Source organism: Lysinibacillus sp. TE18511, from assembly GCF_054062295.1.
In genome coordinates, this window is sequence record NZ_JBSSFD010000001.1 from 14,140 (window position 1) to 38,716 (window position 24,577).

Genomic DNA, 24,577 nt, shown 5'->3' on the forward strand with positions numbered 1-24,577 from the left:
TTTTTTAACTTCTGCTGAAAGAAGTTAAAGCCTTCGGACGCAATTATTCCGAGGCATAATTGAGTAACTTACAGTAGGGGAGAAATAAGTCGCATAAGAGATTCGAGCATGCGTTTTTGAATACTTCGCTTTTGAAATGAAGCCCATGTAATTTCTATGGAGTCTTTAAAATCTTGTTCAAAATCATTTTTTATATCTAGAACCGTTTTAGATTCATATAGGACTGCAATGATTTCATAATTAAGCTCAAAACTACGAATATCCATATTTGCTGTACCAATTGATGCAACTTCATCATCAACAAGTACAATCTTGGCATGCATAAAAGCATCTTTATAAGAGTAAATAGAGACTCCCGCTTTTAGAAGCGGTGAAAAGTATGATTGGGATGCTTGATCACTAATGACGCTATCGCCTTTTCCAGGATATAAAATTCGGACATCTACTCCGGAAAGTGCACTCAAACGTAATAATGTTAATGTTTCCTGATCAGGAATGAAGTATGGAGTGGCAATCCAAATTGACTTTTTGGCAGAGCCCATCACTTTCAATAACGCATTCCGAATATTTGTATCATCTGAGCTAGGTCCGCTTGCAACGATTTGTACGGCCCCTTCTGCCTGATGAATTCCTTGACTTGGGAAGTATGCTTTATCCATAAATTGATTCCAAGAAGAAGTATTTAAACGACTAGTGGCATAAAGAAAATCTTCTAAGAAAATGGCTTGTAGTTTATATAATGCTTTTCCTTCTATTTTTAAATGACTATCACGCCAAATAGGAAACTTCTTCGAACGACCAAGATATTCATCTCCGACATTGAGTCCACCTGTAAATCCAATTGTCCCATCTACAATAACAATCTTACGGTGATTACGATAATTGACGGTTTCTAATAGCCAAGGTGAAAGAATAGAATCAAATTCGATTACTTCAATCCCTACTTTTTTCATAGGTTGTAAGAAACTCTTCTTTAATTTATTACTTCCGAGTCCATCGTAAAGAAAGCGTACGATCACGCCAGATTTTGCTTTCCTTATTAAGGCATCTCGAATTTCTGTGCCGATTTCATCTGATCGATAAATATAGTATTGAATATGAATATGGTGTGTAGCATTTTCAATCGCTTGTATGATCTCAGTAAATGTTTCATCACCGTTTGTTAAGAGTTTTGTTGTAGTTTCATTAGCAACAGGACCACCACCAAATTTTTGTAAAACTTGAGTCAAATAGGTGGATCGTTCATTTAAAGGAGGGGAGTTTTCTAAATCAAAACTTTTTCCTGCTAAAATTTCACGGAATACTATTCTCCTTTCTTCTGAACGATGTAAATGCTTCCTTCTTCTCCAGTGACTTCTTCCGAAAAGTAAGTACATAAATACACCAATACCAGGGAGAATAGCTAAAACTAAAAGCCAAGCTAATGTACTTTGCGGAGAACGGTTTTCAATAAAAATAACGAAAGCAATCCCTATAAGTGTGATAGGCCATAGTAAGCCGATTAAGGTAGATAAGGGAATGATGGACTTATTTAAGAATATGAGCATAATTGCTGCAATTGTAAATAAAAATAGTAATTGGACAACCCGATTTTTCATATGATGCATTTTCACCTATTCTTTCTTAAATATAATTTTCATAAGAGAAAGTTGTACTTTCATATTTTTATGATAAATTGTTTTCTTTTTTTTAACAATATAGGCATTTCCGCATGTGCCTTCTATAACGTATATTTTTACGATTCTAGTTAATGAGAAAATCCACCTCCTCCTACTCGATTAAAATTGAACACTGAAACCGTTAAAATGATGGATTCCCGTACCGAATTTTACAAGATCCTCTTCTCTCAACGTAGTAACTGCCTGTTTTACTTCTATTAAAATAGAAGAATCAAGCCCCAATGTATTATGAGACCCGAAAATCTTCGTAATATTAGGTAAGTTCGCTATCTTCTCTAAGGAATCTACTAAATCTACTGGATTTGTTGTAGGAAAAAAAGCGTAAATCGGCGTTTTATCATACAGTAAATCACCAGTAAATAAATAACCGTTGTTATGATCTAAAATAGATATATGCCCTGGTGAATGGCCAGGAGTATGCAGTATAGTCAATTTTCTATTTCCGATATCTATAATATCTCTATCTTCCAAAATACCTGTAGGCTGTCCTTGGAAAGGTTTATATGTTTCAGGATTAAACGTTTTGGGCGTAGGTATCGTGATATCACGACTAACGTCTTTTCTGATCTGTTCAATCGATAACTTTTTAATGCCATTTACTAGCCAATCAGCCTCTTCCTTGTGTACGTAAATATGTTCAAATTGTCCATGACCACCAATATGATCCCAATGAACATGGGTAGTGAGGACCGTAATAGGTAAAGATGTTAGTTGATTACATATCCTTTCGATGTTATCGATGCCTAAACCAGTATCAATTAAAACTGATTTATCTGTCCCAATCAGTAAAAATGAATGAACTTTTTCCCAATGTCCATATTCACTTATTGCAAACGTTTCTTCATTAATTTCTTCTACTGTAAACCAAGAATCCTTAATAATAACCATTAAATATACGCCCCTTTAAATTAATTAATCTATTATAGCTTCAAAAAACATCTGCGCTGACGCTTCGCTTTCGCGCAAAAAACATCTGCTGCTGACGCTTCGCTTTCGCGCAAAAAACATCTGCTGCTGACGCTAGCAAAGAGCCGATTCCGGACGCAATTATGCCGAGGCATAATTGAATATAATGCTTTTATTCGAACTTTTATCATATTTTTCCTTTAATTCTACATATATTATTTATAAAGTTAATTTTTTTTAGAAAAAATATAATTAAGTGTAATCAAGAAGTACGTAAGTGGATAGGAAAAAGATATCCAAAAATTACTTACTTCAGTATAGCAATAATGATTTGTAGTTTTTAACGCTTTAAATGAGAAAACTATATATTAAAACAAAAATAACTTAATTGGAAATATATATGGGAATAAGAATTGATAACTTTTTACTGTTAAATAGAATTAATCAAAAATTAAAGTGTATTTTTACAAATAAAGAAAACATTTTTTGTGAAAGAAAATTATATTTGAATAATAAAAATCGAGGAGTTTAGTTAATAGATTAAAAAAGAAGCAAATAATCATGTAAAGAAAAAATTAAGCTTGTAAAATGATTTGATCAAGATGTAAGGACTTGATTTGTTTATATATTTTTAATATTTCAAAAAAACTACTTGATTTAATGTATTATTTCTAGATAAAATAATGTTACATTTAATTTTCAGATAATTCCCGCATCGGATTTTGTTGTCTGAAGAAGTAAAAAAATTATTAATGGTGTTTACAAATATAAATGGAGGTGTAAAGAATATTTCAAAGAATATAATTCTGAAATAAATTTATAGCCAAGTGAAATGATTTTTCAGAATATTGAATATGGGAGGGGAGATTGTTTGAATACAGCAAATGACCTACTAACAATTAGAAATTTAACTACAAGTTTTCGCATTAAAGAAACTTACCACGCTGCTGTAGAGGATGTCTCGCTTTCGCTTAAAAAGAATGAAGTATTAGCAATCGTTGGAGAATCTGGTTGTGGTAAAAGTACATTAGCAACTACTATTGTAGGCTTGCACAATGAAGTTAACACAAAGGTTACAGGGGAAATTCATTATAATAATCAAAATTTAACGCAATTAAATGAGCAGCAATTTAATAGTTTACGAGGTAATGATATTGGTTTTATTTTTCAGGATCCTCTTTCAGCTCTCAATCCGTTAATGCGGATAGGAGAACAGATTGAAGAGGGGCTGGTATATCATACAAAGCTCTCAAAGCAACAGCGCGCGGAGAGAGTATTAGAATTGTTGAATCAGGTAGGCATTTCTAATCCTGAACGTGTGGCAAGACAATTTCCTCATCAATTGTCTGGGGGGATGCGTCAACGTGTCATGATTGCCATTGCCTTGTCATGTAAACCATCTATTTTAATTGCAGATGAACCGACAACAGCTTTAGATGTGACGATTCAAGCTCAAATACTTGATTTATTAAAAGCACTACAGTCAGAAACCGAGACAGGTATTATCTTAATTACTCATGATTTAGGCGTTGTGGCAGAAATGGCTGATCGAGTTGCAGTAATGTATGCGGGTGAAGTAGTAGAAGAAGCACCTGTTCAGGAATTATTTAAAAATGCTAAACATCCTTATACTCGTTCTCTATTGAATTCTATTCCACAAACTCATAGTGAAAATGAAAGACTTGAAGTTATTCAAGGTATGGTGCCATCGCTGAAGAATTTGCCTCGGGAAGGCTGCCGATTTTCAGCACGAATACCGTGGATAGATGCATCTGCACATGAAAGAAAACCACAATTACATGAAATTGCACCAGGTCATTTTGTTAGATGTACCTGCTGGAAACACTTTCATTTAGAAGGTGAAGAAGGAGGCGGGGCTGTATGAGCTTTATGCAAATTAATGATTTAAACGTTCATTACCCAATTCGAGGCGGGTTTTTTAATACAGTAATCGATAAGGTATATGCGGTTGATGGCGTCACAATGGAATTTGAAAAAGGAAAAACATATGGTTTAGTAGGAGAATCAGGATCAGGAAAATCTACTACAGGAAAGGCCATTATTGGTTTAGAGAAAATCACTTCAGGTCAAATTTTCTATGAAGGTGAGGATGTAACAAACCAACGCAGAAATCGTAATTCAGCTTATAACAAAGACATTCAAATGATTTTCCAAGATTCCCATTCTAGTATGAATCCTAGAAAACGGGTTTTAGACATTTTAGCAGAGCCTATTCGGAATTTTATGAAGCTTAGTGATCAAGAGGAGCGTAAGCGCATAAAAGAGTTACTAGCAATTGTAGGGATGTCTGAAGATGTATTGTTAAAATATCCGCATGAATTTTCTGGTGGTCAAAAACAACGTCTAGGAATCGCGCGAGCCGTTGCTTGTAATCCAAAAATGATTATAGCTGATGAACCTGTATCTGCGCTGGATTTATCGGTACAAGCACAGGTGCTAAACTTTATGAAAGATATTCAAACTGAATATGGGCTTACTTATTTATTTATTTCACATGATTTAGGTGTTGTGAAACATATGTGCGATCATATATCCATTATGTATAAAGGACGCTTCGTTGAAACAGGTACGAGACATGATATATATAAGGATCCACAACATGTTTATACAAAACGTCTGTTATCTGCCATTCCAAATATTGAGCCAGAGACACGCTTGGAGCGCAAATTCATTCGACAAAAAGTAGAAGAGAACTATCAAAAAGAGCAACATCAATATTATGATGAGCATGGAAAAGTATACCCGCTTAAATCCATTTCAGATACACATATGGTTGCGATGTCAGGGGGTATATAAAATGTGGAAAACGATTGTTAGACGAACACTTTTGATGATTCCTCAAATGTTTGTGCTAAGCCTAATTATCTTTATTTTGGCGAAGCAAATGCCGGGTGATCCATTTACAGGATTGATTACACCAGAAACAGACCCTTCACGCATTGAAGAATTGAGAATTCAGGCAGGATTTTATGACCCATGGTATGTGCAATATTACCATTGGGTAACAAATGCCTTGCAGGGGGATTTTGGACAAAGCTATACATATAAAATTGCGGTGTCCACACTGATTGGTGAGCGCGCATTAAATACATTTTGGCTCGCTCTACTTAGTGCAATTCTCGTTTATGCGATTGCTATTCCATTAGGAATGATTGCGGGGCGCAAGCAAGATTCATTGTACGATAAGTCGATTACACTCTATAGCTTTATAAGCTACGCGATACCGACTTTTGTCTTGGGTTTAATTTTCCTATATATTTTCGGTTATCGTTTAATGTGGTTCCCGACGAGTGGAACAGTTGATGTAGGTGTAGAACCGGGAACGATGGAATATTATTGGAATCGCATCTATCATTTAATATTACCTGCGATGACATATGCAATTTTAGGTACGACAACGATTATTCAATATTTGCGTTCAGAAATAATTGATGCTAAGACACAGGATTATGTTAAAACAGCACGTAGTAAAGGCGTACCGATGAAAAGAATCTATAGAAGACATATTTTCCGCAATTCCTTATTGCCAATTGCAGCTTTCCTAGGTTTTACAATTACAGGCTTATTAGGTGGTTCGATTTTTATAGAAACAATTTTTGGCTTCCCGGGCATGGGGCAATTATTCATCCATTCTATAACGAGTCGCGATTATAGTGTGATTACAGCTCTCGTTATGCTTTATGGCTTCTTAGCATTATTAGGTAGTCTACTGTCAGATATTATTATGAGCATTGTTGATCCACGTATCCGCATAGACTAACTGCTAAATTTAATGTTTAAGGAGAGGTGAATAAAAATGGAACAAAAAAATGACACAATGACAGTTGAAAGTACTCCACCAACAGGGATACAAGTTGTAATACGTGAATTTCGAAAAGATAAGCTAGCGTTAATTTCATTCATTGGTATGAATTTACTGATTATTTCGATATTAATTGCAGCAATGCTTATGGATCAGGAAGAAATTTTAAAAATACAATTGTTAGAGCGCTATACAGAGCCGGGTGTAAATGGTTATATTCTTGGAGCTGATGAAGCTGGGCGCGATATGCTAGGACAGCTTATTATCGGCGCGAAAAACTCCATATTAATAGCGATCGCTATTACGCTTATTGCCAATACAATAGGAGTCGTGCTCGGCATAATAATGGGCTATTATGGTGGCTTTATTGATAATTTATTTATGCGTATCATCGATTTTCTCATGACATTGCCAACTTTAATGATTATAATTGTTTTAGTTACAATTATTCCCAAATACGGTGTTGCTGAGTTGATATTAATATTAAGTGCCTTCCAATGGATAGGGACAGCACGTTTAGTCCGCAGTAAAGCTTTATCAGAAGGACGCCGTGATTATGTGAGTGCCTCAAAAACAATGGGTACTAGCGATTTTGCTATCATGTTTAAGGGGATACTACCAAATTTAAGCTCGTTGCTAATTGTAGAATTGACATTAAATTTTGCAGGGAATGTTGGTATTGAGACAGGTCTATCATTTTTAGGCTTTGGTTTACCACCTTCTACACCTAGCTTAGGAACTCTCGTAAGCTATGCAACGAATCCAATAGTACTATCTAGTAAGTGGTGGGTATGGTTGCCCGCATCAATATTAATTTTAATTTTGATGCTTGGTATAAATTATGTCGGTCAAGCACTTCGTCGTGCAGCTGACGCAAAACAAAGAATGGGATAAAGGGGAGGATTTACTATGAAAAAAAATTGGTTAATACTATCCGTTATTTTCGCAGTGATGCTTGTATTGGCAGCCTGCAATAATGCCGATAAAGATTCGGCTAAAACGGATGATGGTAACAAAGACAAACCAGCACAAACAGAAGATAATAAAGTGGATACAAACACGCTTCCTATGGATGTAACAAATGAAGGGGATGCTATTAAAGGTGGTACTTTAAAAGTAGGTCTTGTAACAGATACGCCTTTCAAAGGAGTTTTCTCTTGGGAATTATATGATGATGCATACGATTCAGAAATTATGGCATACGCAACAAATGTTCTTTTTGAATTGGATGGAGATTTTCAGATAAAAGATACAGGTATTGCAAAATTAGATGTTGATGCTAACAACAAGAAAGCAAAGGTTACTATTCAAGGGGACGTTAAGTGGTCTGATGGTAAACCATTAACGGCGGATGACTTAATTTACCCATACGAAATTATAGGTCATCCTGATTACGAAGGAGTACGCTATGATGACGACTTCAAAAATATTGTTGGTGCAGAAGAATATCATGATGGAAAGGCAAAAACAATTTCTGGTATTAAAAAAATCGACGAAAAATCAATTGAAATTACGTTCAAGAAAGTGTCACCAGCTATTTATTCAATTGGGGATGGGTTATGGGCGTATGCAGCACCGAAGCATCAGCTAGAGTCAATCCCTGTTAAAGATCTAATTTCTTCAGATGCAGTTCGTAAAAATCCTGTAACACTTGGCGCATTTAAATATGACAAAATTGTTAATGGTGAGTCTGTACAATTTGTAGCAAATGAACACTATTTTAAAGGCAAGCCAAAGTTAGATAAGGTAGTTGTCGAAGTGGTTCCTTCAACTTCAATCGGTGAAGCTATGAAAACAGGGAAATATGATATAGCAACTTCATTCCCAACAAATCAATATGATGGTGTAAAAGATCTTTCAAATGTATCGCTTTTAGGTCGTCCTGAGTTAGCATACTCTTATGTAGGGTTTAAATTAGGGAAATATGATAAAGTGAGTAGTAAAAATATTTTTGATGAGAAGTCAAAAATGAATGATGTAAATTTACGTCAAGCGATTGGCTATGCGATGGATATTGAATCAGTTACAGAGAAATTCTATCAAGGTCTACGTGTAAGAGCAAACTCATTAATTCCACCAGTGTTTGCATCTTACTATGATGATACGTTAGAGGGCTATCACTATGATCCGGAAAAAGCTAAGGAATTATTAGATAAAGCTGGGTATAAGGATAAAGATGGCGACGGAATCCGTGAAGATAAAGACGGGAAAAAATTCACTATTCGTTTAGCAGCAATGTCTGGTTCAGATACAGATGAAGCAATTGCTGAATACTATCGCCAAAACTGGAAAGATGTTGGGTTAAATGTAGAATTAACTACTGGTCGTCTAATTGAATTCAACAGCTTCTATGATAAAGTACAGGCTGATGATCCAGAAATCGATATGTTTATGGCAGCGTGGGGAACAGGCACAAACCCATCTCCGATAGGTCTATATAGTGAGGGTGCAGAGTTTAACATGAGTCGTTTCGTTTCAAGCGAATTAACTACAATGTTAGAAGATATCGATTCTGATAAAGCGTTAGAAGATATGAATTCTGATAAACCAAAGGAAGAAAAATATCGTTCGAAAGCATTCCGTACATGGCAAGAATATATGAGCGAACAAGCAACGACAATTCCAATGTACTTCCGTACGGAAATCATTCCAGTAAACAAACGTGTGAAAAATTACGATGCAGCTCATGAGAATGGTTCTATTGAAAATCTTCACACAGTAGAATTAGTAGCTGACCAACCATTAAAATAGTTTAAAATCAAAAAACAGCTTTTCTTGTCACAAGAAAAGCTGTTTTTTAAAAATAAAGGTACCAAAAGAATAGGTATAGTAAAAAATTTAAATCAACATATTGTATACAATTTAACATCTGATATATCAATGAAAATTAAAGATGATATCAATCATAATACAAAACAACAGCCTGATTGTATGTAGGTTGTTGACTGAAATTACTTTGTAGATAAGATCTGTCTTTGTAAGGCTTAAAACCAAATGCTGGAGGATATACACTAGCATAAGAAACAACCTTGACGCTGGGACCTACTATAAATGCAGTAAGACAAAAGCAGCGATAATCATTTCCACACTCTTTTCATATTATCTCACTTTATTGAATTAACACTATTGGTTGAATATAAGTAGCAGAGCATTAAAGCAATAAAAAACTCCCATCAACAGCGTTTATACTGTTAATGAGAGTTCTGATAGTTATCGATTAGCAACCCAAGTTTTCACAAGATCCGCTGTACCATAAACGTAATGCTGATCGCCTACTTCATGGTATGTTGCGCTATCGTCAACCTCTGTATGCTTGTACGGAATACGTTGACGGCGTTTTTCTGACATTGGATCAGGAAGTGGAATTGCCGATAATAATGATTTTGTATACGGATGGACAGGGTGATTGTAAATATCATCTGCTTTACCGATTTCCATAATTTTACCACGGTACATAACAGCAATACGGTCACTGATGTACTTAACCATTGATAAGTCATGGGCAATGAAAAGATATGTTAAACCACGTTCTTTTTGTAGCTGTTTTAATAAGTTAACAACTTGTGCTTGAATCGATACGTCAAGTGCTGAAATTGGCTCATCGGCGATAATAAACTTAGGATCTAAGCTTAGTGCACGAGCAATCCCAATACGTTGACGTTGACCACCAGAGAATTCGTGTGCATAACGGTTTGCGTGCTCTTTGTTTAAGCCAACAGCCTCTAGTAGTTGATTAATTTTTTCACGACGTGCTTTTTTATCCTTGTGTAGACCGTGAATATCAAAGGCTTCACCAATGATTTCACCTGCTGTCATACGAGGGTTTAAAGAAGCGTATGGATCTTGGAAAATCATTTGCATTTGACTATTAAAATTCTTTAATTCTTTTTTAGATTTTTTCCCATGAACATTTTCGCCGTCGAAAATAATTTCACCATCTGTAATGTCATACAGGCGAATAATGGAACGACCAGTTGTTGACTTACCGCAGCCCGATTCACCTACAAGACCGAGCGTTTCACCTTCGTATACATCGAAGCTAATACCGTCGACAGCTTTAATAGGGTTACTTGGTGAACCGAAATGCTGCTTTAAATTTTTGATTTCAAGAATTTTTTTTGCACCCGATTTAGTCATTTTCTTGTGCCTCCTTTGCTAAATAGCCATCAATACGTTTAGCAACTGCATCTGGAAGCGGAATTTTTGGCGCATCAGGATGCAACAACCAAGTTTTAGCAAAGTGTGTGTCACTTACTTGGAACATCGGAGGCTCTTGTTCATAGTCAATAGCCATTGCGAATTCATTACGAGCAGCAAACGCATCGCCCTTTGGAGGGTTGATCAGATCCGGTGGTGAACCAGGAATCGTGCGTAATAGCTCATCCGTATCGTTATCTAAGTCTGGCATTGAACCAAGTAGACCCCATGTATATGGATGTTTCGGATTATAGAAAATATCATTAACAGTACCATATTCGACGATTTGGCCTGCATACATAACTGCCACTCGGTCAGCAACGTTTGCAACGACACCTAAATCGTGAGTAATGAAAATGATAGATGTTTTCGAATTTTTTTGGATTTCTTTCATTAGCTCTAAAATTTGCGCTTGAATTGTAACGTCTAATGCTGTTGTTGGCTCATCGGCAATTAGAAGCTTTGGATCAGCTGCAAGTGCAATGGCAATAACAACACGTTGACGCATACCGCCTGAAAATTCATGCGGGTATTGGTTAAAACGTTTTTCAGGGAAGGGGATGCCTACCTGAGTTAATAGCTCGATTGCACGTTTTTTAGCATCAGCTTTAGATACATTTTTATGTTGTAAAATAACTTCGGTTATTTGACGTCCGACCTTCATAGTTGGGTTTAAACTTGTCATCGGGTCTTGGAAAATCATAGCAATTTCATTTCCGCGTACTTTTGACATTGCTTTATCGCTTAACGGAACTAAATCACGGCCGTTAAATAAAATTTGTCCTGACGCATAAATACCAGGTGGCTGTGGAATTAGTTTCATTAATGCGTTACTCGTAACACTTTTACCAGAACCAGATTCACCAACGATTGCGAGTGTCTCACCTTCTTTTAGGTCAAAGTTTACGCCACGAACAGCGTGAACAAGTCCTGCATACGTTTTAAAGTTTATTCTTAAATCTTTTACTTCTAAAATAGTTTTACTCATTGTCGGCCACCTCCTTATTTACGTAGTTTTGGATCTAATGCATCACGTAAGCCGTCACCAACTGCGTTAAATGCAAAGATTGTAAGTGAAATGAACACTGCTGGGAAAATCAAACGCCATGGAGCATTACCAATCGCTTTATTCCCTTCAGAAGCCATTGTACCCCAAGAAGCTGTTGGAGCAGGAACCCCAAGGCCAAGATAACTTAGGAATGATTCTGTAAAGATCGCAGATGGAATTGTTAATGTCATCGTTACTAAAATCGCTCCAAGTGCGTTAGGAACTAAATGTTTAATAATTAGGTGACCAGTGCTAGCACCTAAAGTACGAGCAGCTAGAACATATTCTTGATTTTTAATCGATAATACTTCACCACGTACAATACGAGCCATGTTAATCCAACCCGTAATTGAAAGTGCGATAATCATAGGAACTAAACCAGGCTGCATAACAACTAATAGTACGATTACTACTAATAGGTAAGGTACAGCTGTTAAAACATCGGCAATACGCATCATAATATTATCAACGCGTCCACCAGCTAAACCAGAAATACTTCCCCAAATAACACCAATAATTAAGTCGATGATAGCTGCAGCGATTCCGATGAATAATGAAATACGTGCACCTTCCCAAATACGAACGAAAATATCACGGCCTAAATCATCAGTTCCGAACCAAAATTCAGCAGATGGTGGGGCATTATACACACCAAGTTGATCACTTGCTTTATATTGAGAGAACATAGGCACGAAAGTAGCCATTAAAATAATAATAATTAAAATGATTATCCCGAGGATGGCCATTTTGTTATGAGAGAAACGGAGAAATACTTCCTTCCAAAAGGAGACTGATTTATCAGCTAATTTTTCCGTTGCTTCATGATTACCACCGACAATTTTAAACTTATCTTTTTCAATTTGTTGCTGTGTCATTATTTTTTCGCTCCTTTCAGTTTAATTCGCGGATCAATCACACTATATAGAATATCAACGATTAATACTGCAAATAAAAGGATGATGGAATAGAACACAGTCGTACCCATGATTACTGTATAGTCACGGTTTGTAATACTTTGTACAAAGTGTTTACCTAGTCCTGGGATAGCAAAAATTTGTTCAACTATGAAACTACCTGTTACAACACCTGCAGTTAAAGGACCTAAGTATGTCACCACTGGAAGTAGAGCGTTACGTAAAGTATGACGGAAGACGATTGTCCATTTACCAAGTCCTTTTGCACGTGCCATTTTTACATAATCACTATTATTTTGTTCAAGCATACTTGAACGTGTTAATTTTGCGATAAAGCCCATGTGGCTGAAAGCGATTGCAAGAGCCGGCAATATACTATAAATAAAGCCTTTCCATCCACTTACCGGGAACAAGCCTAGTTTGTAGGATAAGAAATACTGCATTAAACCCGCTAAAATAAATGAAGGTACTGAAATACCTAGCACCGCAAAGGACGTTGCCAAATAATCCGGGAACTTATTATGATAAAGCGCGGAAACTACGCCTATTAAAATACCGAATCCAACTGCCAATAGCATAGCTTCAATCCCTAATGTTAAAGAAACAGGGAAACTTTCTTTGATCATATCATTTGTAGAACGCGCTTTATATTTCATTGACTCACCGAAATTGAAAGTGGCCGTATCGATTAAATAATCTTTGTACTGAATATACCAAGGGTTATTTAATCCATACGTTTCGTTTAACTTTTCCTCAATTTGAGGGGGGAAATTACGTTCACTCGCAAAAGGACTACCCGGAGCGAGACGCATTAAGAAAAACGTAACCGTTACGATGACGAAAAGCGCGAGAAGTATATACATCAGCCTTTTCAAAATATATTTAATCACATGAAACTCCTCCTTCTATTTGTCAATTTTCAGACAAATATATGCCTTCGTATTTTAAAAAGAGCTGACTCGCGCCGAAGTGGCTACGAGGCAGCTCTTCGCTGTAGAGCTAAATAAGCGATATGAATTAGACTATTTTTCTTCTACTACAACGTCTTTAAGTTGGATGTTACCAAGTTTATCTGCTTTCATGTTTTTCACGTTATCATGTACTACAGAAAGGTTCGTGTAGTAGTAGATAGGTGCAACTGGGAATTCTGAAACAGCAACTTTTTCTGCTTGTTTTAGAAGTTCAATACGTTTAGCAGGATCTGTTTCCTTATTAGATTGAGCTAATAATTTTTTGTACTCAGCATTTTCCCAGCCAGTATCGTTGTTACCGTTTGCAGCAGTATCATACATTTCTAAGAATGTATAAGCATCATTGTAGTCACCAATCCAGCCCATACGTCCAACTTGGAAGTCTGCTTGGTTAAGTTTTTCTAAATATACTTGCCATTCAGAGTTATCAAGACCTACTGTAATACCAAGGTTTTTAGTCCAGCCCTCTTGGATAAATTGAGCGATAGCAGCGTGTGCTTCACTTGTGTTGAATGAAACGTTAATTTTAATGTCTTTTGGATCTTTAATGCCAAGTTCTTTCATACCTGCTTCAAGTGCTGCTTTAGCACCTTCGATATCGTTGTCTTTGAAGTAACCGCGGTCTTCTTCAAAGCCTTGAACTGTGATAGGAACCATACCTAATGCAGGTTTTTGTTCACCTTTAGTAACGTTGTCAATTAATCCTTGACGGTCAATTGCTAATGTTAACGCTTTACGGATGTTAGCGTTTCCAGTGATTTTATCTTTTGTATTGAATTTGTACCAATAAACAGAAGCTTGGTCAGCAATATTTAATACTTTAGATTCTTTAAATTCATCAATTGAGTCAAGAGCTACAGATTGGAATGGTGCTCCAAGGTAGTCGATTTCTCCATTTTTGTACATTGTAGCTGCAGTTGCTTCAGATTCTACCATGTCAATATTTACAGTTTCTAAAGATACTTTATCAGCATCCCAGTAATTTGCATTTTTCTCTAATACAACTGTAGCATTGTGTTGCCAATCAGCTAAAGTGAAAGGACCGTTTGTTACATAGTCTTCACCAGCATCTGCGTACCAGTTTTCTTTGCCTTCAACAACTTTTTGATTTAACGGTGCATATGTTTTAAATGCTGTTAATTCTAAGAAGTAAGGTGTTGGATTTTCTAAAGTAACTACTAAAGTTTTTTCGTCTTGAGCTTTAATGCCTACAGCATCAACAGAGCCTTCACCTAAATTGTAAGCTTGAGCACCTTTAATAGGATAAAGGATTGAAGCATATTCAGATAGATTATCAGGGTTTAATGCAAATTTCCACGCATATTCAAAGTCACCAGCAACTACTGGATCACCATTTGACCATTTAGCATCACGTAGTTTGAAAGTATACGTTAATTTATCATCGCTAATTTCCCAGCTTTCAGCAGCTGCTGGAACTGGTTTTGCATCATCGTCTAGTGTTGTTAATCCTTCAAAGATGTTTTTAAGAATAACACTAGAAGTTGAATCTGTTGCTAATTGTGGATGTAGTGATGGTGGTTCGGAAGCAACTACTAGATCTAACTCTTGAGAAGCTTTTCCAGATGAACCAGAATCTTTGCCTTCGTCTTTTGATTTTTCAGACGAATCTCCACCGAAGCCACATGCAGCTAGTACTAATGAAAAGACTGCAAGGACTGTTAATAATAAAAACTTTTTGTTTTTATTCATGTGAATCCCCCTTATACAATTTTTAAGCCTTTTGTGAAGCTCTTATTTAATATACCAAAAAAATCATTTGCACAAAATAAAAAAGATTCAAATTTATATAGTATTATCTGACATCTAATAGAATAATAATTTTTTTCGATTCATCACTTTAGTGTGTGAAAGTAATATGATGATAAAAATTTGATAATTATTTGTTCTGAATATCAAAAATAAAATAAAAATAAAAAAATGATTTATTATACCGAAAATTCATATTCTTTAGATAACATTATTGTTATTCGAAAAATGATTCAATAGTCATGGGTGTGATACTTTGAGAGATTTGCATGAATTTGTAGAAAATCATTGTAAAACTGAGTGATTTAGCTTCAAGTTCAGGTATTTTTTTGTAATTTCTAATTGCGAAGAATGAATATTTTTAGCTATTAATGATATATAGGAATCTTGTTTTGTATTTATCTAAGGTTATTTAGTATAAAAGAGAAAAAAGAAGAAATAGAGTAAATGTTGAAAAAATGAACATTTATTAAGTAAAAAGTGTATTGTATTTTCGTTAAATATATTTTTTTGAAATAATTTACACATTGCTTGCATATACAACTATGTATGAAAAAACACTATATATTATTAATTATATGCGAACAGAATTTTATGTATGTAAATGGAAAAACATACATGCTTCTAAGTACTTTTATGTTGCTGTTTTATGGAGAAAATCATTTGTCCTGCTTAGGAGGAAGGCTTCTACAGATAATTACTAAAAAACTGTGTCAGTAGAACTTAATGAGTAGAAAATTTACTTAACTTCTATATATATGGTCGATTTTACCATATTATGATTTCTATATAAAAGGCTTTTTAAAAATAAACAGTAAAGCAGTTGCAGGTGGGTGAATGAGAAGCCGCCCAGGGCAATATGATGTTGACCGTCGAGGTGATGGGGGCTCGGCATTTTTATCAGCGATACATAGCATTTTATCAGCGGTTTTCTTGATGTTATCAGCGATTCACGGCATTTTATCAGCGATTTTCACGATGTTATCAGCGATTCATTGCATTTTATCAGCGATTGGCATTTTGGAACATCCAGCCACTCCGCTTTCGCACAAATTTGCTGAAGTTTGTTTAAGTGACAGGTCAGAAAACATACGCTATGTGAGGTGATTGATTGGAGTGGAGACTGGGCGACTCATCGGACGCCCCTAGGAAAGCGCTCAGTCGGAACGAAAATCAATCAAATGTTATGGTGATGATCCTAAAAAAGGAATACGATACATTTCATATCGTATTCCCACTTTTAAGACTGTTTTTTTAACTGTAAAATGACAGTTTCATCTGGATCGATGTATAAAGTTTTTTGTTCAAAGTAAATAACAAAACCAGGTTTAGCGCCATTTGGCTTTTTTACCTGACGTATTTCTGTGTAATCGACTGGGACAGAGGAAGAGTCTCTTGCTTTTGAAAAATAGGCAGCAAGAGTAGCAGCTTCTCGTAATGTTGTATCGTCTGGTTCACTCGTATGAATGACAACATGAGAGCCTGGAATATCCTTTGTATGTAGCCAAATATCTGTACGTTTAGCCATTTTAAATGTAAGCATGTCATTTTGCTTGTTATTTTTCCCAACTGAGATGGCTACACCTGTAGAAGAGACATAGCGTTCAGGCTCAGGCTTCACTTGCTTTTTCTTTTTTCTTGCATGACGTAATTTTAAATAACCTTGCTCTGCTAATTCTTCACGAATTTCTTCTATATCCCCAGGGGCAGCTTGTTGAACTTGCTGAGCAAGCATTTCAAAATATGCTATTTCTTCCTTCGTTTTTTCTAGCTGTTCTTGAACCATAATAAGGGCATTTTTTGCCTTTGTATATTTTGTGTAATAACTTTGAGCATTTTCAATCGGTGTTTTACGTTCGCTCACTGGAATGGTGATTTCGTCTTCACCAGTCTCACTATAGTAGTTAACGACAGTTACTTCCTTTACACCTTTTTCGAACGAGTAAATATTTGCCATCAGTAATTCTCCATATAATTGGAACTGATCAAGTTTAGATGCACGTTCGTAGTCTTTATTTAACTTTTTAGTTTTTAATGTAAGCTTATCAATTTCATTTTGTAACCATCGCTCTAAATCACCTGCCTGCTGTTTGACGCGATCTCGCTCTGCTCGTGCAAAAAATACGCGGTCAAGCAGCTCGTGTACATTTGGATAAATCGTTACATCTCCTTGTAAATGTGTTAGAGCGATTGGTGAGAAGTAAGTTTTATTATTAGCGATGACATACATTGGCTCCGTTCCACCATTATTAAAGGAAGAAATAAAATTTTTAAAGCAATTTACTTGATCATCTGCATCTGTTAAACGGAACAATAATTCTTCTGCATGATTGGGTGAGAAGCCGACAAATTGCGCAACAATTTCCTTAGCGGTTTTTTGTTCAGAGAAAAAACTAGTAAGCTGTTCGTCCGTAACTGCTAAAGGATGCCATTTATTTTGGGCAGGCGGCGCGATATAAGGTTGACCAGGTAACACTGTTCGAAAACTATTCACAGAAGGCGGCAAATGCTTTAAGCTGTCGACTATTTTTCCCTGCTCCTTATCTATTAACAACAGATTACTGTGACGGCCCATAATTTCAGCATGCAACTCCCTGACAATAGGGTCTCCTATTTCATTTTTACTGTGAATTTCTACTATTATAATGCGATCAAAATCATGCTGTTTAATAGAAGAAATAAAACCGCCCTCTATATGCTTGCGCAACAGCATACAAAACATAGGGGGTTCTGCTGGATTCTCGATAGACTGCTCAGTAAGATGGACACGTGCGTAAGAAGAATGAATTGAAAAAAGTAATTTGTGATTGCTTCCGTTCGCACGAATATGTAGAACAACCTCCTGAGCGTTTGGTTGATGTATTTTAGTGATCCGACCTGTTACTAATTGTTGTAGGTCAGCCGTCATTGCATAAGTAAATAAGCCATCAAATGCCATATGAATTCCTCTTCCCAAGAATATAAAGCATCTTGGTACTTTCGTCTTTTTAATATTTTAATGGTGCATTGTTACACAAGGTTAGTGTCTAAGTAGCACAAATGCACTTTTCTTATGTTTATCATAGCATTTTTTAGGTGAATATTAAAATATAGCTTCAATTGTGGTAGAATTATTGCTCTATCTAATTTTTTGCGGAGAGACGTCATAAATGACAGAGCTTATGTTATAATAATCCCAGTATGCAAAGAAAGGTGTGACGAACCTTGGTGCGTAGTATGACTGGTTTTGGCAGAGGTGTCACAACAACAAAAGACTTTCAATTAACCGTAGAAATGCGCTCGGTCAACCATCGTTTTTTAGAAATTCATGCAAAATTTCCGAAAGAATGGCTTGAAGCAGAAATTTTTGCAAAGAAGTTAATTTCACAAGCTTTGTCACGTGGCAAAATTGATGTGATGGTATACGTTAAGGACTTAGATAACGTCGAGCAAACTATTGAAATTAATTGGTCATTAATTGAAGCGTATCGTAAGGCAAAAGAGCAATTAGCAAGTAAAGTACCACTAGAAGAAAAATGGACGATGCAAGAGCTACTATCGCTTGAACAAGCACTTGTACAGGAAAAACCGCAGCTTACACCTGAGGATTTACTTTTGGCTGTTGAAAAGGCTATTACGCAAGCAATTGAGCAGTTGATTCAAATGCGTGAGCGTGAAGGGCGAGAATTACAAGATGTTGTTGTACAATTTAAAGAACAGTTAATGGAACAAGTGAAACAGATTCGTTCATGCTCCTCTCTTGCTGTTGAAAAATATCGTACACGATTATTAGAACGAATTTCTGAAGTGGCGGATGGAGCGTTGTTAGAAGATCGCCTACTTGCAGAAGTAGCGATATTTGCAGAACGTGTGGACATCACCGAAGAATTGGACCGATTAGATAGTCACTTTCATCAACTGAAAGAAACGTTACAAGAAACGATTTCGGTTGGCCGTAAACTAGACTTTTTAATGCAAGAAATACACCGTGAGATCAATACGATTGGTTCAAAAAATCAATCTACAGAGGCGGCCATTGCAGTGGTTCAGGCGAAAACAATTTTAGAAAAGATGCGTGAGCAAGTTCAAAATATCGAATAGCTCGCATGTATCTGTTATAAATTAAGGGAGATATAGAGAAAAAATGATAAAAGAACGTGGATTATTAATTGTTCTGTCTGGCCCATCTGGTGTAGGTAAAGGGACAGTGCGTAAAGAATTATTTTCTCAGCCGAATACGAATTATGAGTATTCCATCTCGATGACAACACGAAATCCTCGCGAAGGTGAAGTAGATGGTGTAGACTATTTTTTCAAGACACGTGAAGAATTTGAAACGTTAATTGATCATGGTGGTTTATTGGAGCATGCTGAATTTGTAGGCAATTATTACGGAACACCGTTAGCCTATGTAAATGAAACACTTGATGCAGGACGTGATGTGTTTTTAGAAATCGAAGTGCAGGGTGCTGCACAAATCCGTAAAAAGGCACCAGATGCATTATTTATTTTCTTAGCCCCACCAAGCTTAACAGAACTAAAGGACCGTTTAGTTGGTCGTGGGACAGAAACAGCAGAAGTGATTGCAAAGCGTATTGCAACTGCAAGTGAAGAGCTCGAAATGATGAGCCTATATGATTATGTGGTTGAAAATGATGAAGTGACAAATGCTTGTGATCGTATAAATGCGATTATTAAAGCCGAGCATTGTCGTAGAGAACGTGTTGAAAAAAGATATTTGTCAATGTTGAGAGGAGAATAAACCTATGTTATACCCATCAGTAGATAGATTAAAAAAAGAAATCGATTCAAAATATTCATTAGTAAGTCTAGCATCTAAACGTGCTCGTCAAATGCAAGAAGAAGAAGGCACTGAACGCTTACACAAGTATGTTTCTTATAAATACGTAGGGAAAGCACTTGAAGAAGTAGCAGCGGGTGTACTTACGAAAGTGTCACAGGATGAGTCAACTGTATACGAAGACGAAATCTAACATTGATAAATAAGCTGTTGCCAAATTAATGTTAACTTCTTTCAGCAAAAGTCTTTTGTACCGAAAGCGTAGCGACAGGTACAGAAGTTTCCCACCTCTCTAGGTGGTGAGATAAATGCCGATTTAAGCTACTTTTCAGCAGATGTTCAAACACAATTATGCCGAGGCATAATTGATCGTCAGCAGTGGATTTTTGATTATACAGAATGTCGAGAGCTCCCGAGGAATTTTCCTTTGGGAGCTTATCATTTGAAAGGACGATTGTGCATGAATAAAAATATTTTACTTTGTGTTTCAGGTGGTATAGCGGTTTATAAGGCTGTCGCTCTAGTTAGCAAGCTATCTCAGGCAGGGGCAAATGTAAAGGTTATCATGACAGCATCAGCAAGACAATTTGTGAATCCGCTGAGCTTTCAAGTTATGTCCAAAAATGATGTTTTTTTCGATACTTTTGATGAAAAGGATTCGAGTGTTATTGCCCATATTGATTTGGCCGATTGGGCAGATTTAATTTTAGTTGCACCAGCTACTGCAAATGTCATCGGGAAACTGGCGAATGGCATTGCAGATGATATGGTAACGACGACATTGCTTGCAACAACTGCCCCTGTATGGCTTGCACCAGCGATGAATGTACATATGTATGACCATCCAGCGGTAAAACGAAATTTGGCTCAGTTAAAATCTGATGGCTATCAATTTATTGAGCCTTCGGAAGGATTTTTGGCATGTGGCTATGTTGGTAAAGGTCGTTTAGAGGAGCCAGAAAAAATAACGGCGATTGTGCAAGAATTTTTTTCAGAGAAGGCCAAGCGACTAGCTGGTAAAACGGTAGTGGTCACAGCTGGAGCATTTTATGTACCATTGGACGAGCACCATGTTATTAGTACACAAGCGAATGGTAGAATTGGTCAAGCAATAGCAGAAGAAGCAAAAAAACTTGGCGCAAATGTTATCCTGATAAATGAGAAAGAAGCAAATGTGCATAAGCTTTTTGAACAACTTGAGGATTATCAAAAACAGTATCCATCTGCATATTTTATTCATGCTGCAAATACGCCTACAATTGAAGGGGCACCGATATTATCCGTAGAAGGAAAGACTACTATAACCTTTGGACAAAAAGTTATTGGGGATCAAATGTTAACAATCGTATCTGACACGTGGATTGATTTTAGTGACACAGCAGAAGTAAATGGTCAATTTTGGGATACGACAGATGCCACGCAGTTTTCTAAAGCATTTTGGACATATGTTTTAGATGGTGAGAAGCAATGAGTTTTTTGATTGCAGAAGTTATAGTGGATGTTTCGACATACCATGTAGATCGTCCATTTGACTATGAAGTACCTACAGAATGGGTAAATATTATAGAAATGGGCTGTCGTGTAAAAGTACCGTTTGGACCAAGAAATGTGCTAGGCTTTGTGGTCGGATTAAAAAATAACACAGATGTACCATCTAACAAATTAAAATTAATTGCGCAAATTTTAGATATAGAGCCTGTGCTAACGGAAGAAATGCTATCAATGGCAAAGTGGCTGAAAAACGAAACGATTTGCTATGAAATTGATGCCTTGCAGGTCATGCTTCCATCAGCGCTTCGAGCGAAGTATGAAAAAATCATCATGATGCAAGAGGACAAAGATGCTTTACCGGAAGAGGCTAAGGCTATTTTCGGTAAGCGACAACAGGCTAATTTCAAAGAGTTCGAGCGTTCAGAATTACTTCCATTATTAAAACAGCTTATCACTAATAAAATTGTAAAAATTGAAAATGTTGTGAAGCAGCAAGGCAATGTGAAAGAAATACGGATGGTCAAAATTTCAGATAAGCAGCAAGATATCTCCAAAGCAATGGAAGGTGCTGCGAGAGCAGCTAAACAACGCCAGCTAATTGAATGGATGGGCAGACATCTTGGAGAGGTCCTTTTGCCACAGAAAATCTATGAGGAAACAGGTGCATCTTCCGCGGTATTACAGTCAGTTATTGAAAAAGGAGCCGCTCATTTTATACAAGAAGAGGTGTATCGTGACCCCTTTACGAGAGAGGTTTCCCGTACACAATCTTTACAGTTGACGGATGAGCAACACGTAGCTCTAAAGGCAATTGTTGGATCGATGGAAGAACAGACAGCGAAAACTTTTTTACTTCACGGCGTTACTGGAAGTGGTAAAACGGAGATCTATTTGCAAGCAATACAAAAGGTGTTAGATGAAGGTAAGGAAGCCATTATGCTAGTGCCTGAAATATCATTAACACCACAAATGACGGAACGTTTCCGTAGTCGTTTTGGTGAGATGGTTGCCGTGATGCATAGTGGGTTATCTGTCGGCGAAAAGTATGACGAATGGCGTAAAATTCAGCAAGGGAAGGTGAGCGTTGTTGTTGGAGCTCGTTCAGCAATTTTCGCACCTTTTACAAATATAGGGCTTATTATTTTAGATGAAGAGCATGAATCAACATATAAGCAAGAAGATTCACCACGTTATCATGCTAGAGATGTAGCGATATGGCGAAGTGAATTTTACAAATGCCCTGTTATATTAGGTAGTGCAACGCCTGCACTTGAATCATTTGCGAGAGCAAAGAAGGGTGTATATAGTTTGCTATCCTTAAAGCAACGTGCTTTGCATCAACCGTTACCAACTGTTTTTATTGCCGATATGCGAGAAGAACTTCAAAAAGGGAATCGTTCTATGTTTTCGGAGCAACTTATTGATGCTATACGTGTAAGACTTGAGAAAAAAGAACAGATGGTGATGTTTTTAAATCGTCGTGGCTATTCTTCTTTTGTGCTTTGTCGTGATTGTGGGACGGTTGTGCAATGTCCAAATTGTGACATCTCGTTAACATATCATCGAACAACAGAGAAATTAAAATGTCATTATTGTGGTTATGAGGAACGTGTTCCACAAATATGTCCACAATGTCAGAGTGAGCATATTCGCTATTTTGGTACAGGAACTCAAAAAGTCGAGGAAGAAATTTATAAGCTATTTCCTGAGGCAAGGGTTTTGCGGATGGATGTTGATACAACAAAGCAAAAAGGTGCACATGAAGAAATTTTGCAGGCATTTGGGGAAGGACAAGCAGATATTTTGCTCGGGACGCAAATGATTGCTAAAGGCCTTGATTTTCCTAATATCACGCTTGTTGGTGTCCTTAGTGCTGATACATCTCTGCATCTACCCGATTACCGTGCAGCGGAGCGTACATTCCAATTATTAACGCAGGTTAGTGGTAGAGCTGGCCGTCATGAAAAGCGTGGTGAGGTTATTATTCAATCATATACGCCAGAGCATTATGCGATTGAATTGGCAAAAATACAAGATTACGAGCCGTTTTACGAACGTGAAATGTTTTTACGCCGTCGCTCAGGCTACCCACCGTATTATTTTGTAGCGCTTGTTCAAATATCTCATGAAGATGTCATGATGGCTGCAGAGTATGCTGGACGAGCGGCAGATTGGCTCAGGGGAAACTTATCAAACCAGGTTGCCATTATTGGTCCAACAACAGCAAGTATTAGTCGTCTCCAAAATAGATATCGCTATCAATGTTTGATAAAATATAAAATTGAACCAAATCTAATTCCTGTATTACAGCGCCTGCTAGCGATGTATCGAGCGGAATGGATTAAACAGGGTATATTAATGACGGTAGATTTAGATCCGTCAACTATATAAAATAGTTCATCACCAAAAGTCAGGGATGACATTTTTAAATGAACTAGTTAGATTATGATGTGGCGTTACAATTAGACAAGGTATATGCCTTAAATATAGAAATGAGGAATAGAATATGGCAATTAAAAAAGTTGTTGAACATCCAGCAAAGGTATTATCAACACCGTGTGCGGAAGTAACAGAAATTAATGAAGAAATTATTGCTTTACTAGATGATTTATATGACACAATGGTTGAATATGATGGTGTTGGTATTGCAGCACCACAAATAGATGTAGGCTTACGCGTTGCAATTGTTGAGCTTGGCGAGGAACGAGATATTTTAGAAATGATTAATCCGACTGTTATTGTAACGGATGGAGCTGAAGTAGATATTGAGGGATGCTTAAGCTTCCCGGGATTATACGGTGAGGTTGAACGACCTGACTATGTAAAAATTGAAGCGTGTGACCGTGAAGGACGTGTATATGAGCTAGAAGCGGGAGGCTTTGATGCACGAGCAATTTTACATGAAATCGATCATTTAGATGGCGTGCTATTTGATTCAAAAATCAAACGTATTCTAACTGAAGAAGAGCTTGAAGCAATGTACGCTGAAGAGGAGGAATAA

21 protein-coding genes are annotated in these 24,577 nt (G+C 36.7%); 13 read left to right on the forward strand and 8 right to left on the reverse strand.

Annotation, left to right across the window (positions count from 1 at the left end; translation table 11 throughout):
* Window positions 1–68: 68 nt before the first annotated feature.
* Together ACVWXS_RS00075 and ACVWXS_RS00080 are read right to left on the reverse strand one after the other, a co-directional pair.
* Window positions 69–1,598, reverse strand: a complete 1,530-nt coding sequence (locus ACVWXS_RS00075) for a cardiolipin synthase (RefSeq protein ID WP_456955232.1) — start codon at window positions 1,596–1,598, stop codon at window positions 69–71.
* Between the two features lie 180 nt (window positions 1,599–1,778).
* Window positions 1,779–2,567, reverse strand: a complete 789-nt coding sequence (locus tag ACVWXS_RS00080; protein ID WP_456955234.1) for an MBL fold metallo-hydrolase — start codon at window positions 2,565–2,567, stop codon at window positions 1,779–1,781.
* Window positions 2,568–3,456: 889 nt separating this feature from the next.
* Here ACVWXS_RS00080 and ACVWXS_RS00085 point away from each other — a divergent pair.
* The 5 genes from ACVWXS_RS00085 to ACVWXS_RS00105 are packed head-to-tail and all read left to right on the forward strand — an operon-like array spanning window position 3,457 to window position 9,159.
* Window positions 3,457–4,470: an ABC transporter ATP-binding protein gene (locus tag ACVWXS_RS00085; RefSeq protein WP_456955236.1), complete on the forward strand. Its 1,014-nt coding sequence runs from the start codon at window positions 3,457–3,459 to the stop codon at window positions 4,468–4,470.
* Complete coding sequence (locus tag ACVWXS_RS00090; RefSeq protein WP_423472105.1) at window positions 4,467–5,402, forward strand: ATP-binding cassette domain-containing protein; 936 nt, start codon at window positions 4,467–4,469, stop codon at window positions 5,400–5,402. Before ACVWXS_RS00085 ends, ACVWXS_RS00090 begins: the two co-directional genes overlap by 4 nt.
* 1 nt (window position 5,403) lies before the next feature.
* Window positions 5,404–6,366 carry an oligopeptide ABC transporter permease gene (gene opp4B / locus ACVWXS_RS00095; RefSeq protein WP_368635510.1) on the forward strand — a complete coding sequence of 321 codons (963 nt, stop codon included), beginning with the start codon at window positions 5,404–5,406 and terminating at the stop codon, window positions 6,364–6,366.
* A gap of 36 nt (window positions 6,367–6,402) precedes the next feature.
* Window positions 6,403–7,302 carry an ABC transporter permease gene (locus ACVWXS_RS00100; protein ID WP_368635509.1) on the forward strand — a complete coding sequence of 300 codons (900 nt, stop codon included), beginning with the start codon at window positions 6,403–6,405 and terminating at the stop codon, window positions 7,300–7,302.
* A 15-nt stretch (window positions 7,303–7,317) separates the two neighbouring features.
* On the forward strand, window positions 7,318–9,159 hold the full coding sequence (locus ACVWXS_RS00105; protein WP_456955239.1) for an oligopeptide ABC transporter substrate-binding protein: 1,842 nt from the start codon (window positions 7,318–7,320) through the stop codon (window positions 9,157–9,159).
* 459 nt (window positions 9,160–9,618) lie between these two features.
* Here the strand turns inward: ACVWXS_RS00105 and ACVWXS_RS00110 are convergent, their stop codons facing one another.
* The 5 genes from ACVWXS_RS00110 to ACVWXS_RS00130 all read right to left on the reverse strand — a co-directional run bounded on the left by ACVWXS_RS00110 (window position 9,619) and on the right by ACVWXS_RS00130 (window position 15,248).
* The gene (locus ACVWXS_RS00110) at window positions 9,619–10,545 is read right to left on the reverse strand and encodes an ABC transporter ATP-binding protein (protein ID WP_456955241.1); all 927 of its coding nucleotides are present in this window, start codon (window positions 10,543–10,545) and stop codon (window positions 9,619–9,621) included.
* The gene (locus ACVWXS_RS00115) at window positions 10,538–11,593 is read right to left on the reverse strand and encodes an ABC transporter ATP-binding protein (RefSeq protein WP_402986644.1); all 1,056 of its coding nucleotides are present in this window, start codon (window positions 11,591–11,593) and stop codon (window positions 10,538–10,540) included. Before ACVWXS_RS00115 ends, ACVWXS_RS00110 begins: the two co-directional genes overlap by 8 nt.
* A 14-nt stretch (window positions 11,594–11,607) precedes the next feature.
* Window positions 11,608–12,528 (reverse strand): ABC transporter permease, encoded by a 921-nt coding sequence (locus ACVWXS_RS00120; RefSeq protein WP_402986646.1) that lies wholly within the window; start codon window positions 12,526–12,528, stop codon window positions 11,608–11,610.
* On the reverse strand, window positions 12,528–13,457 hold the full coding sequence (locus ACVWXS_RS00125; protein ID WP_368635505.1) for an ABC transporter permease: 930 nt from the start codon (window positions 13,455–13,457) through the stop codon (window positions 12,528–12,530). Before ACVWXS_RS00125 ends, ACVWXS_RS00120 begins: the two co-directional genes overlap by 1 nt.
* Window positions 13,458–13,589: 132 nt before the next feature.
* Window positions 13,590–15,248: a peptide ABC transporter substrate-binding protein gene (locus tag ACVWXS_RS00130; RefSeq protein ID WP_456955244.1), complete on the reverse strand. Its 1,659-nt coding sequence runs from the start codon at window positions 15,246–15,248 to the stop codon at window positions 13,590–13,592.
* Between the two features lie 894 nt (window positions 15,249–16,142).
* Between ACVWXS_RS00130 and ACVWXS_RS00135 the strand changes: the two genes are divergently transcribed.
* Both ACVWXS_RS00135 and ACVWXS_RS00140 read left to right on the forward strand, forming a co-directional pair.
* Complete coding sequence (locus ACVWXS_RS00135) at window positions 16,143–16,412, forward strand: hypothetical protein (RefSeq protein WP_456955246.1); 270 nt, start codon at window positions 16,143–16,145, stop codon at window positions 16,410–16,412.
* Between the two features lie 4 nt (window positions 16,413–16,416).
* Window positions 16,417–16,563: a hypothetical protein gene (locus ACVWXS_RS00140; protein ID WP_456955248.1), complete on the forward strand. Its 147-nt coding sequence runs from the start codon at window positions 16,417–16,419 to the stop codon at window positions 16,561–16,563.
* Here ACVWXS_RS00140 and ACVWXS_RS00145 read toward each other — a convergent pair.
* Window positions 16,546–18,243 (reverse strand): Rqc2 family fibronectin-binding protein, encoded by a 1,698-nt coding sequence (locus ACVWXS_RS00145; RefSeq protein WP_456955250.1) that lies wholly within the window; start codon window positions 18,241–18,243, stop codon window positions 16,546–16,548. The two genes, ACVWXS_RS00140 and ACVWXS_RS00145, sit on opposite strands and share 18 nt — an antisense overlap.
* Before the next feature lie 266 nt (window positions 18,244–18,509).
* Here ACVWXS_RS00145 and ACVWXS_RS00150 point away from each other — a divergent pair, with 266 nt between their 5' ends.
* The 6 genes from ACVWXS_RS00150 (at window position 18,510) to def (ending at window position 24,577) form a co-directional block, all read left to right on the forward strand.
* Entirely contained in the window at window positions 18,510–19,385 is an 876-nt protein-coding gene (locus ACVWXS_RS00150; RefSeq protein WP_456955252.1) for a YicC/YloC family endoribonuclease, read from the forward strand.
* A 43-nt stretch (window positions 19,386–19,428) separates the two neighbouring features.
* Window positions 19,429–20,046, forward strand: a complete 618-nt coding sequence (gene gmk, locus ACVWXS_RS00155; protein ID WP_068983204.1) for a guanylate kinase — start codon at window positions 19,429–19,431, stop codon at window positions 20,044–20,046.
* A 4-nt stretch (window positions 20,047–20,050) separates the two neighbouring features.
* On the forward strand, window positions 20,051–20,278 hold the full coding sequence (gene rpoZ, locus ACVWXS_RS00160) for a DNA-directed RNA polymerase subunit omega (RefSeq protein WP_368635500.1): 228 nt from the start codon (window positions 20,051–20,053) through the stop codon (window positions 20,276–20,278).
* A gap of 267 nt (window positions 20,279–20,545) precedes the next feature.
* Window positions 20,546–21,556, forward strand: a complete 1,011-nt coding sequence (gene coaBC / locus ACVWXS_RS00165) for a bifunctional phosphopantothenoylcysteine decarboxylase/phosphopantothenate--cysteine ligase CoaBC (RefSeq protein ID WP_456955255.1) — start codon at window positions 20,546–20,548, stop codon at window positions 21,554–21,556.
* A complete protein-coding gene (priA, locus tag ACVWXS_RS00170; RefSeq protein WP_456955257.1) occupies window positions 21,553–23,967 on the forward strand; it encodes a primosomal protein N' in 2,415 nt (804 codons plus the stop codon). Before coaBC ends, priA begins: the two co-directional genes overlap by 4 nt.
* A 115-nt stretch (window positions 23,968–24,082) precedes the next feature.
* A complete protein-coding gene (gene def / locus ACVWXS_RS00175) occupies window positions 24,083–24,577 on the forward strand; it encodes a peptide deformylase (RefSeq protein ID WP_068983202.1) in 495 nt (164 codons plus the stop codon).

Coding starts and splice junctions, on each gene's coding strand:
- ACVWXS_RS00075 (WP_456955232.1), bottom strand. CDS start 1,598: ATGAAAAATCGGGTTGTCCAATTACTATTTTTATTTACAATTGCAGCA.
- ACVWXS_RS00080 (WP_456955234.1), bottom strand. CDS start 2,567: ATGGTTATTATTAAGGATTCTTGGTTTACAGTAGAAGAAATTAATGAA.
- ACVWXS_RS00090 (WP_423472105.1), top strand. CDS start 4,467: ATGAGCTTTATGCAAATTAATGATTTAAACGTTCATTACCCAATTCGA.
- opp4B (WP_368635510.1), top strand. CDS start 5,404: ATGTGGAAAACGATTGTTAGACGAACACTTTTGATGATTCCTCAAATG.
- ACVWXS_RS00100 (WP_368635509.1), top strand. CDS start 6,403: ATGGAACAAAAAAATGACACAATGACAGTTGAAAGTACTCCACCAACA.
- ACVWXS_RS00105 (WP_456955239.1), top strand. CDS start 7,318: ATGAAAAAAAATTGGTTAATACTATCCGTTATTTTCGCAGTGATGCTT.
- ACVWXS_RS00110 (WP_456955241.1), bottom strand. CDS start 10,545: ATGACTAAATCGGGTGCAAAAAAAATTCTTGAAATCAAAAATTTAAAG.
- ACVWXS_RS00115 (WP_402986644.1), bottom strand. CDS start 11,593: ATGAGTAAAACTATTTTAGAAGTAAAAGATTTAAGAATAAACTTTAAA.
- ACVWXS_RS00120 (WP_402986646.1), bottom strand. CDS start 12,528: ATGACACAGCAACAAATTGAAAAAGATAAGTTTAAAATTGTCGGTGGT.
- ACVWXS_RS00130 (WP_456955244.1), bottom strand. CDS start 15,248: ATGAATAAAAACAAAAAGTTTTTATTATTAACAGTCCTTGCAGTCTTT.
- ACVWXS_RS00135 (WP_456955246.1), top strand. CDS start 16,143: ATGAGAAGCCGCCCAGGGCAATATGATGTTGACCGTCGAGGTGATGGG.
- ACVWXS_RS00145 (WP_456955250.1), bottom strand. CDS start 18,243: ATGGCATTTGATGGCTTATTTACTTATGCAATGACGGCTGACCTACAA.
- gmk (WP_068983204.1), top strand. CDS start 19,429: ATGATAAAAGAACGTGGATTATTAATTGTTCTGTCTGGCCCATCTGGT.
- rpoZ (WP_368635500.1), top strand. CDS start 20,051: ATGTTATACCCATCAGTAGATAGATTAAAAAAAGAAATCGATTCAAAA.
- coaBC (WP_456955255.1), top strand. CDS start 20,546: ATGAATAAAAATATTTTACTTTGTGTTTCAGGTGGTATAGCGGTTTAT.
- priA (WP_456955257.1), top strand. CDS start 21,553: ATGAGTTTTTTGATTGCAGAAGTTATAGTGGATGTTTCGACATACCAT.
- def (WP_068983202.1), top strand. CDS start 24,083: ATGGCAATTAAAAAAGTTGTTGAACATCCAGCAAAGGTATTATCAACA.